Raw genomic sequence first — 10,291 nt, 5'->3', positions numbered from 1 at the left:
CGCCGCCGATCGCGAGCCCCTTCGCCATGCCCTTGCGGCCGCGGCCCGCGCCCGCCTGCCCGGCCGGACGCGGTGCGAGCCGGGTCGCCGGCCCCTGCCAGGCCTCGATCTCGGCCATGCTCGCCGGGCGCATGCGCGGGTCGGGCCGCAGCATGGATTCGAGCAGCGGGACGAGCCGGGCGTCGATGCCGGTGAGGTCGGGAACGGCGGAGCGCTTGGCGATGAAGGCGGTGGGGTGGTCGCCCATGTCGAGGGCGCGCCCGAGGCTCGCCTGCGCCAGGACCAGGCCGAGGCTGTAGATGTCGGAGCGCGGGGTGATTTCGCCGCCCTGCAGGCCGAGCTGCTCCGGCGAGGCATAGGCGTATTTGCCCGCGAAGCCGTCGCCGATCACCGTCTGCGTCGCGGCGAGCCGCGCGATCCCGAAATCGATGATCTTGGCCCGCGCCGGGTCGGCCGCCGGCAGGATGATGTTGTCGGGCGTGACGTCCCGGTGGACGATCCCCGCCTCGTGCGCCGCCGCGAGGCCGCCGGCGAGGCGCCGCCGCAGGATCTCGACGGCCTCGTAGTCGAGCGGCCCGCGCCGGAGCCTGTCGGCGAGGGATTCGCCGACGACGTACTCCATCGCGAGGTAGGGCAGGCCGAGATGGCGGTCGACCGAGAACACGTAGTAGCGCACCACCGCCCCGTGATGGAGGTTGTGGAGCGCCGACGCCTCCTTGCGGAAGAGGGCCAGCGCCTGGGCGTTCTCGGCGAATTCCGCGCGCATGACCTTGATCGCCACCGGGTCGCCGGTCTCGATCGCGTGCCCGCGGAACACCTCGCCCATGCCGCCGACGGCGACCAGCGCGTCGATCTCGTAGAGGTCGTTGAGCCGCGTGCCGGGGCCGACCCGGCCGCCGGCGCGCAGATCCACGACCGTGCGGTCGGCCTCCATCAGGCGTCTCCCCCGTCCGCGGGACGGACGGGCAGCATCACGGTCGCCGGGCTGACGGCGGCCGGGCGTCCCGCCGGCTCGCCCTGGTCGCAGCAGCGGATGACGACGACGGTGACGTTGTCGGAGGCGCCCCGCTCCAGGGTGAGGTCGACGAGCGCCTCGCAGGCCCCTTGCGGCGCCGCGGAGCCCGCGGCCAGCAGGATGTCGCGATCCGCCACATGGCCGGTGAGCCCGTCCGAGCAGAGCACGAAGATGTCCCCGGCCCTCACCTGGCCCTGCTCCAGGTCCATCTCCGGGCGGTCGCGCACCCCGACCGCCCGGGTCAGAACGTGCCGGCGCGGCCAGGCCGCCATCTCCGCCGCCGTGAGGATGCCCCGCTCGAACAGGTCGCGCCCCTCGGTGTGGTCGCGGGTGAGCTGCTCGATCGCCGCGTCGCGGATGCGGTAGACGCGGCTGTCGCCGGACCACAGGCAGGCGAAGTCCCGCCCGAAGACCAGCAGCACCGCCGCGGTCGAGCCGACCACGCAGCCGCGGGACTGGCCCACGCTGCGCAGCGCGGCGTTGGCGCGCAGGATCCGGTCCTCGAACCGCGCCATCAGGTCCGCGGCCGAGACGGCGGCGCCGATCGTGGCGAGCGCCCCGACGACGGTGCTGCTGGCCAGCGCCCCGTCCTCGTGCCCGCCCATGCCGTCGGCCACGGCGAAGACCCCGATCTCGGGCGCGACGAGGCAGGAATCCTCGTTCTCCGTGCGCACCTTGCCGGGATGCGTGACGCTGCCGCACTCGATCCGCAGCAGGTCGACCGGCAGGGTCCCGGCGGAGGGGACGTGATCAGATGGCGACCGCATCGAACTGCCCCGTCAGGAAACCCGCGAAGAGGTAGGGGTCGGGCAGACCCCGGACGGTGAGCGCGAGGGCCGGAAATCCGGCGCCGCCGACGGTCCACCAGTAGCTCATGCCCGCATGCAGGCCCGCATGGGCCAGCGGGCGCAGCCGGTTCAGGGCACCGGCGAAATCGCTGCCCTCGGCCGGCGCGATCAGTGCGCCCCCGCGCAGGCGGCGCGTCCCGGCTGTCGGCGCGGGCAGGCCCGAGGGCATCGCGTCGGGCAGGGCCGCGAGGCCGGCCGTGACCGCCTCGAAGGCGGCGCCGTCCGAGAGGGTGGAGAGGAGGAAGGCCTCCGCCTGGCCGAACCAGCCCTCGAAGGGTTCGAGCTCGGGCGGCGGCAGGCTCTCGGCGCCCTCCCCGCGGCAGAGAAGCGTCAGCGGGAAGTAGCGGCCGATCCCGTCCGCCGAGGGCATGAAGGCGCCGAGCACCGGCTCGCCCGCGAGGCCGGCCCCGAGCCAGAAGCGCCAGATCGGCGCGCGCAGATAGGCCTCGGTCCAGCCCTCGCCGAGTTGCTGGCGGCTCGCCGAGAGGCCGCCCTGGATCCAGGGCTCCCAGGCATTGAGGACGGCGCGCGGCACGGCGAGGGCGATGAAGTCGCGCCTGGCCGGGAGCTTGCCGTAGAGGCCGCAGGGCATGTCAGATCCCCGTGGGACAGCGGAACTCGCGGAGGGCGGGCAGCGCGAGGGGGTTCTGCAGGGTGTTCACGCCGAACCGGTAGGAGATCTGGCGCGAGCCCGCATTCAGCGTCGCGATGACGGCGTCGCCCTGCTTCAGCACCGAGCCCGTATCCAGCAGGCGGAACAGCGACCACGCCCCGGTCTTCTCAAGGATTGTGGCGGGCCCGCTCGACGTGCCGAAGAAGCTCGGCGCGCCCTCGATCTGCAGCACGGTCCGGCCCGGCACGGCGGGGCCCGGCCATTGCACGGCGGTGGGCGTGGCGACGCCCCCCTGCATGGCGACGACGCTGCCGTTCACGTCGAGCTTGGCCTGGCCCGCATCGCCCGTCTGGGTGAGCGGCGTGACGGAGAAGGTGACCGCGGGCATGGTGCCGCCCGTCGAGAAGAAGGCCTCGCGGATCTCGGCGGCGCGCTGGAACTCGCGGAGCGTCGCCACCGAGAAGCCGCGTGCGACCTGATCGTCCACCCGCCACACCCATTGCGGGCGCGAGCGGTCGGCCCGGGCCGCGAGGTTCTGGGTGAAGAAGCGGTCGAAGCTGCCGTTCGGGCCGAACAGCTTGGCGAAGTCGGCGAGCGGCACCTCGCGGTCGCTGCTGCGGGTGAAGGGGTAGCGGTTCATCGCGATCTGCTGGCAATCGCGGATCACCTCGTCGGCCAGCGCCTTGCCGATCTGCGAGAGGGCGGCGCCGGTGGCGCTGCCCTCGAACTCGGCGGCGATCTGGCGGATCATCGGCTCGAACGGGGCGGGGAAGCGGGCGGCGAGCGCCCGCAGGGCCGCGGTCTGGGTCACCAGGGTGTTGTTGGCCGCGGCCGCCTGGTTCGGGTTCGTCGCCTCCAGCGCCGCGTTCTTGATCTCGTTGAGGATCGCGATCAGCGCGTCGGTGGTGCGCCGCCCGGCATCGCCCTCGGTGAGCACGTGGAACGGGCGGAAGGCCGCCTCGATATTGGCGCCCGGCGCCTGCGCCGCCCCGGAGAAGCGGTCGACCGGGGCCATGCCGGTGGCGGAGATCGCGTTGCCGGCCGTGGCGCGGCCGAGCGCCACGGCCGCGTCCCCGGTGCCGGCGGGCATCGCCGCGCCGATGCGCTGCTCCGCGGATTTCACCGCCGCGCCGAGCGCCGCCTTCTTGGCCTGGTCCGTGGCGCTCGCCGGCCGCTCGCGGGTGAGCCGCGTCTCGTCGCGGATCGATTCGATGATCTGCCGGAGCGGCGAGGTCGGCGCCGCGATCGCCTGGAGGGCGAGGTAGCGCGGCTTGTCGGCGGCGAGCGGGCGCAGCTTCAGCTTGCGGAGCGCGCCGGTCCAGCTCTGCTGGAACTCGCGGGCGTAGAGCTTGAGCAGGTCGGCGAACAGGGAGCCGTACTGCGCGCGGTAGGCCTGCTGCTCGCCCGCGGCGCCGAGCACCCAGCGGTCGCGCTCGGCGATGTCGGCGGCGTCGCCGAAGCGGTCGATGAAGGCGTCGAGGAACCCGTCATAGGTGAAGAAGAACGGCACCCGCACGCTGTCGAGGTCGGCCCCGCCCGCCGCCTCGAAGACGAGGCCGGCATCGGGCCCGGCGGCCTTCGGCACCGTCCAGTCGCGGGCGGTGGCGGGCCGGGCCTCGGATTTCAGCAGCTCGTAGGTGCGCTCGGCGATGCTGAGCCGGGCCAGCGTGCGCTGGCAATCCTCGACGAGGGCCTGGTTCACCGAGACCAGGGGTGGGCTGCCGTCGTCGAGTTCCAGCATCGCCTGGAGGTGGTCCTCGAGGAGCTGGCGCCCGCGGGCGAAGCCGGCACCCGGATAGAGGTTCTCGGCCCAGTCCCGGCGGAACCACCCGACGACGAGGTTGCGGTCGAGGGGCGCCTCGGTCCGGCCGCCGAGCATCAGGTAGACCTTCAGGGCCTCGTAGACGAAGCCGGGATTGGCGCGGTTGGCCTCGAGTTGCTCCTCCAGGCGAAAGATCAGGCGCGGCCGGAACAGGCGTTCCAAGCCCGCCCGGTAGCTCGTCTCGGCGGCCGAGCGCAGGCGCGGCCGCTGGCTCAGGCCGAAGGTCGCGAGGATCGGCTCGCCCTCGTCGCGGGTCGCGTAGCCGGTCGGCAGGTAGCGCAGCGCGTTGAGGAGCGGCAGCACCTTCGAGAAGTTGCGGTCGGCGACCACCGGCTCACGCAGGATCTCGGCGGCGTCCGCGCGGTACTTGCCGGTGAGGCCGTTGGTGAGCGCGACGAGCTGGCCGTTGCGCAGGAAGCTCGTCCACCACAGCCCGACGAGGATCGCCGCGGCGAGCGCCAGCCCGGAATAGGCGGCGAGCCGCAGGAGGTTCGAGCGCCGCATGGCCGCGCGGTTCGTCGAGACCCAGCCCGCCTCGCCGATCACCACCGTCCGCAGGAGGTCGGTGAGGAAGTAGCTCTTGCCCCGGCCAGAATAGGCCGAGGCCGCGACATCCTGCGCGCCGAAGCTGCGCGAGAGCGCGCCGATGAGCTGGTCGATCGGCGTGCCTTCCTGGGTGCCGGAGGTGAAGTAGAAGCCGCGCAGCGTCGCGTTCACGTGGAAGCGGCTCGGCTCGAACACCCGGCCGAGGAAGTCGACCACCCGCCCGCGGATCGCCGCCACCTGGCTCGGGAAACCGAACAGCACGACGCGGGCGGTCGGCGCCACCTCGTCCTGCAGCCGGTCCGGCATCCATTCGTTGAGCCGCTCGACCAGTGCGTCGAACTCGGCCGGTACCTCGCCGACCATGTTGCGGGTCTTCTCCGTGGTCTGGAAGGTATGGCCCCAGACCATCTGCCGCTCGGCCTCGGAGAGCTGCCCGAAGAACTCGGTGAAGCCGGCGATGAGGTCGGCCTTGGTGAAGACCACGTAGACGGGGAAGTCGACCTTCAGGTGCTCGTGCAGCTCCACGAGGCGGCTGCGCACCGCGGAGGCATGGGCCTCGATGCCCTCCTCGCCGCCGGTGAGCAGGTCCTCCAGGCTGATCGCCACGAGCACGCCGTTGATCGGCTGGCGCGGCCGGGTCCGGTGCAGCAGGTCGAGGAAGGCGAGCCAGCTCGCCCGGTCGCCCTTGGGCGAGGAATCCTGCGTGGTGTAGCGGCCGGCCGTGTCGATCAGCACGGCGTCCTCGGTGAACCACCAGTCGCAGTAGCGGGTGCCGCCGAGGCCGGCCACGGCCTCCGGGGTCCGGCCCTTGGCCAGCGGGAACTTCAGGCCGGAGCGCACGAGGGCGGTGGTCTTGCCCGCGCCCGGCGGGCCGATGATGATGTACCAGGGCAGGTCGTAGAGGGTGCTGCCCTTGCCGCCGCGCGCCTTCTTCAGGGTCGCGAGCGCGTCGGCCATCCGCTCCTTGAGCGTCTCCCCGTCGCCCGCCTCGGCCTCGCTGCCGGCGATCTCGGTCTGGAGCTCCCGCGTCGCCTTCCGGCGCTTGTACAGGTCCCAGGCCACCGCGCCGAGGACGGCGAGGAGCACGAGGGCGCAGAGCGTCGCGCGCAGCCACGCCGCCTCCAGCGGCCGGACATCGGCCACCGCCAGGAGCGGGCCCGCCCACCAGATCAGGACCGACAGGCAGATCCCGCCGAGAACGAGCGCCGTGCGGCGCAGCCAGGCCTGGAGCGTCATGACCCCGAAACCCCGAAGCGTCCGGGCCCGGCGGCGGCGCCCCGGGCGCGACCCCTGCGCGTCCCTCTGCGCATCCTCCGGCGCCTCTCCCCCGCCACGCCCCGCATCACGGCCTCCTCCTTCCAGATCCGGCCGACCCCTTCGGAATGGCGGATCCGGGCTTTGCTCAAACGCCGCACGGGCTTGGCCTGAGACCGGATCCGCTTCGGCCGAGCGGATCCGGTCTCAGCGTTCCCGCGGAACGACGATGTCGACGCGCCGGTTGCGGGCACGGCCCTCCGGCGTCTTGTTGCTGGCGATCGGCACGTCGGCGCCCTTGCCTTCGATGGCGACGCGGTCGGGCTTCGACAGGCCGGCCTTGAGAATGTCGGCGACCGCCTTCGCCCGTGCCTCGGACAGCACGAAGTTCGAGGGAAAGCGCACCGTCTTGATCGGAATCGCGTCGGTGTGGCCGACCACCTTGATCGGCCCCGCCTGCTTCTCCACCTGGGCGGCGAGGCGCTGCAGCAGGCCGGTGAAGGCGGGCTTCACGCGGGCATCGGCCGGCGGGAACAGGGCTGCGGCGAGGCGCAGCACGACCTGGTTGCCGGCCTCGATCACCACCACCGAGCCGTCGCTGATCTCCGCCTTCAGCGCGTCCTGGAAGCGGCCGGCCTGGCTCTCGGGCGGCGGCGGCGGGGGCGGCGGCGGCGGGGCATAGACCCGGCGCTGGATGCCGATCTCGCTGGTCGGGTGGAGCTGGGCCAGCTCCGTCGCCGTCGCCTCGGCATTGCCGGTGAGGAGCGTGCGCAGGAGCAGGAACAGGCCGAGCAGCACCGCGCCGACCACCGCGGCCGAGGCCCAGAGGGGGACCTGGAAGCGCATCGCCTCCGGGGCGATCGCCTGGCCCTGCCAGCGCGGCGAGAGCTCGCGGCTCTGGGCCCGGGTACGGCGCAGGAGCTCGTAGAGGCTGCGCTGGATCTGCTGGAGGGCCGCCGCCCCGCCGCCGCTCGCGCGGTGCATGCCCTGGAAGCCGACGCCGAGGCAGGCATGGATCAGCTCCAGGAGGTGGTAGTTGCCGCTCGGGTCGAGCTTGGCCTTCTCCAGCTCCTCGAAGAAGCGCACGCCGCCGACCCGCTCGCCGAAGAAGCGGCTCAGCATGCTGTACTGGGCCCAGACGTGGCGCTCGTCGGTGGGGATGTTCTGCACGATGTCGTCGGCGGTGGCGCAGACGATGTACTTGGCCGCCCGCACCTGCTCGGCCGAGGCGCCGCCCCCGCGCGTCTCCTTCTCGAAATCCTCGATGCTGGCGGCGACCTGCTCCATCAGGTTCGAGAACGAGGCGGTGGCAAGCTGCACGCGCAGCCGCCCGAGCAGGAGCAGAAGCGGCGCGGCGGCGCGCAGGAACGGGTTGGTGTTGGGCGCCACCACCACGTCGCGCTTCATCACCAGGGCGCGCTGGCGCTCGGCCGGCTCCGGCGGGGGGCGGCGCGCCGAGAGGTCGGACGTCGCCCAGTCGTCCTGCCCGTCGGCGGGAGGCTGGGCGAAGGGCGGGGCCGGGCGCTGTGGATAGGGAACGGGCTGGAACGGCTGCGGGGCCGGCGGCTGGAACGGCGCCTGCGGCGGCGCCGGGGGCGTCTCGGCCGGCCGGCGGCGCCCGCCGGGATCGGGCAGGATGATCGTCCGGTCGCTGCGGCCGAAGGGGTCGTTCACGGCGGCCCTCCCCCGACGCGCGCGTCGTCGGAGCCGGAGCCGGGCAGGCCGCGGCGCGGCGCGTTCACCGCCGGCCCTCCATCACCGCCCACAGCTCCAGCTCGAGCTGCGGCCAGTCCCCCGAGAAGTGCATCCCGACCGAACTGGCCACCGAGAATTCGGGCCAGAGCGGCGATTGCCGGTCGAGCAGGAAGTAGACGTGGTCGGTGATGGCCCGGATCTGCGGCGGCGGGGTCGGCAGGTGGACGAGGGGCACGCCCGGCAGGTGGGCGTGCACGATCTCGTTCATCTTCGTGTTGGGGCCGACCTTGAACAGGTGCGGGAACTGCGCCTGGATCTCGGTCAGAGGCCGGCGCGCCGCGACCTCGAGCACCAGGCTCGCGTTGCGGAACAGGTTGCGGTCGCGGATCATCGAGACGAAGGCGTTGGGCGCGCGCTCGATGATCTCCAGGCGGATGGCGCGGCGCCCGAGCTGCGCCGAGAGGAAGTCCTGGATGTCGCGCAGGAGCGGGGCGAACACCCTCTCCAGGTCATCGTGATCGTAGGGCGGATAGGTGCGGGCGCGCCGCTCGGCGGTGGTGAAGGTGGCGAGCTCGCCGGCCAGCCGCAGGAGCTCCTCGAAGACGCGCTCGGGATGGACGTAGCGCGACTGCTCGAAATGCTGGAGCACCGGGATGTGCCGGTTGAGCACCTGCAGGATGAAGTAGTCCGCGCTCTGCAGGCCGCCGCCCGCGGTCGGGTCGGCGGCGTAGCGGGCCAGCTCCTCCAGCTTGTTCTCGACCCAGCCGATGACCCGCTCGACCCAGCCATGCACCACCGGGTGGCTCGCGCTGGTGAGGACCGGCGGCGCGAAGGTCTCGTCGAAGACGATGGCGCGGTCGCGCACCTCGACGATGCGGGCGACGGCCAAGCCGACATAGCCGGGCTTGGCCGTCTTGCGCAGCTCGTAGGCGAGGCGGGGCTGGGCCACCTCGATCTCCTCCTCGATGCGCAGGGCCGAGGTGGTGTCGATCAGGCGCACGTTGGCCGGCACGAAGCGGCTCGCGCTCTCGGCCTCGGCCCCCTCGACCTCGCGGGTGTTGGGCGCCCCGATCGGCAGGGTGAGCCAGACCACGTACTTGCCGGCGCTCTCCGGCACCTCGATCGGCGGCGGCGGCGGCGATTCCGCCGGGATGTCGAAGGGCGTGCCGTCCGGCATGATGCCGGTGGCGCGGCGCAGGGCGAACTTGCTCTGCTGGGCGAGGTCGCGGTCGATCTCGAGGGTCGAGAAGCCCCACGGATAGGGGGTGACGTGGCGCGTCCGGCTCTCGACCAGCCCCTCGACGTAGCGGTCGCTCTGCTGAAGATGATGCGGCCGAAGGAACAGCCCCTCGGTCCAGACCACCTTGCTACGCCATGACATCGCTGCCCGCTCTCCCGATGCGAAGAGGCGCCGACGCGCGACGCTCAAGGTCTCGCGCGAGAGGGCTCCGGGCCCACCCGTCGCATCCCGTCCCGCAGATGAAGGCATACCGGCTTTTTCGGACAGGGCCAATGCTCGCCAGCCAGGGCACAGGCTAAATCCCGGAAACGTCACCGACTATAGATAACCCGGCCGGTGGCCGGCCATCCCGGAACTGTGCAGGCCACGCAGCTCTTCAATCGAATCACAGGCGGCACACAGGTGATCGTCTGAAAACGGGCATCTTTCGATCGCGATCGACCGAAAATGTGCGGACTCTTTCGGACTTGATCGCCCTATGCGGCAGATATCTGCTCTCCCGGCGCCGCGATCGACTGCAGAGCCCTTGGGTGAAGACACTATAGGGCACCGCAGGGGATCGCGGCCCGGCGGATGCGCGGGCGGCGCGCGTCACCGGCTTTTGTCGTAGCAATCGGAGAAGAACATCATGAACGCGTCGACCATGCCGTCGTCGTGCGGCGAGGCCAGGGTGTCCCAGCGCGCCGTGTAGATGTCCCACAGCCGCGCCTTGCGCGAGCCGAGCAGGCCGCCGAGGCCGCGGTCCTTCTCGTCGGAGGCCTCGATCCCCTCCGGGCTGAGATCCTCCATCAGCAGGCGCAGGGCGTTCTGCATGGCGCCGTAGGTCTTGACCTGATGCGTCTTCAGGTCCCGGAAGCTCGATTCCAACGCCCGCCGCGCCTCCAGGAACCCGCTCGACGGGCGCCCCAGCATGATGCGCAGGGCATCGTCGACGGTCGGCGAGAACTTCAGCGGGTTGTTGTCGAGCGCCTGGATGGTGGTCTGGCTCGCGGCCTTGGCGACGCGCTTCGACTCGGTGCGGGCAGCGAGCAACTGCTTCACGTTGTCCGCGCTCAGGCGCAGCAGCCTGCCCGCCTCCTCGGCGAGGTCCCCCGGATCCTGCCAGCCGAGGATCTCCGGCGGGATCCCGAGGCCCGCCGCGAAGCGCCGGACGAATTCGTCGCCGTCCAGGGGCGCGCGCGCCGGCGCCTCCGCCCCCCGCGGCGCGGAGTCCCGCGGCGCGCGCTCCCCTGGCGTGCTCTCGGGCGGCCGCGCGGGC

General features: G+C 72.4%; 7 protein-coding genes. All 7 read right to left on the bottom strand.

From position 1 onward, the window contains the following. Nucleotides 1-934: serine/threonine-protein kinase (locus MET9862_RS26680; protein ID WP_142585964.1), on the bottom strand; the 934-nt coding region annotated here is incomplete at its 3' end. Next, entirely contained in the window at nt 934-1,782 is an 849-nt protein-coding gene (locus MET9862_RS26675; protein WP_142585963.1) for a PP2C family protein-serine/threonine phosphatase, read from the bottom strand. The genes MET9862_RS26675 and MET9862_RS26680, both read right to left, overlap by 1 nt. Continuing rightward, nucleotides 1,766-2,455, bottom strand: a complete 690-nt coding sequence (gene tagF, locus MET9862_RS26670; RefSeq protein WP_142585962.1) for a type VI secretion system-associated protein TagF — start codon at nt 2,453-2,455, stop codon at nt 1,766-1,768. Before tagF ends, MET9862_RS26675 begins: the two co-directional genes overlap by 17 nt. Before the next feature lies 1 nt (nt 2,456). Then, nucleotides 2,457-6,080, bottom strand: a complete 3,624-nt coding sequence (gene tssM / locus MET9862_RS26665; protein ID WP_142585961.1) for a type VI secretion system membrane subunit TssM — start codon at nt 6,078-6,080, stop codon at nt 2,457-2,459. 225 nt (nt 6,081-6,305) lie between these two features. Continuing rightward, nucleotides 6,306-7,772, bottom strand: a complete 1,467-nt coding sequence (gene tssL / locus MET9862_RS26660; protein WP_142585960.1) for a type VI secretion system protein TssL, long form — start codon at nt 7,770-7,772, stop codon at nt 6,306-6,308. Nucleotides 7,773-7,836: 64 nt separating this feature from the next. Beyond that, nucleotides 7,837-9,174 (bottom strand): type VI secretion system baseplate subunit TssK, encoded by a 1,338-nt coding sequence (gene tssK, locus MET9862_RS26655; protein WP_142585959.1) that lies wholly within the window; start codon nt 9,172-9,174, stop codon nt 7,837-7,839. A 450-nt stretch (nt 9,175-9,624) separates the two neighbouring features. Next, nucleotides 9,625-10,291: type VI secretion system-associated FHA domain protein TagH (gene tagH, locus MET9862_RS26650; RefSeq protein WP_306438918.1), on the bottom strand; the 667-nt coding region annotated here is incomplete at its 5' end.

It is taken from the genome of Methylobacterium symbioticum (assembly GCF_902141845.1).
GTDB classification, from domain to species: Bacteria; Pseudomonadota; Alphaproteobacteria; order Rhizobiales; family Beijerinckiaceae; genus Methylobacterium; species Methylobacterium symbioticum.
This window is presented reverse-complemented; position numbering and strand designations above follow the sequence as displayed.

What these genes read in the sequence shown, in the direction of transcription:
- MET9862_RS26675 (WP_142585963.1), bottom strand. Translation starts at nt 1,782, where the DNA reads ATGCGGTCGCCATCTGATCACGTCCCCTCCGCCGGGACCCTGCCGGTC.
- tagF (WP_142585962.1), bottom strand. Translation starts at nt 2,455, where the DNA reads ATGCCCTGCGGCCTCTACGGCAAGCTCCCGGCCAGGCGCGACTTCATC.
- tssM (WP_142585961.1), bottom strand. Translation starts at nt 6,080, where the DNA reads ATGACGCTCCAGGCCTGGCTGCGCCGCACGGCGCTCGTTCTCGGCGGG.
- tssK (WP_142585959.1), bottom strand. Translation starts at nt 9,174, where the DNA reads ATGTCATGGCGTAGCAAGGTGGTCTGGACCGAGGGGCTGTTCCTTCGG.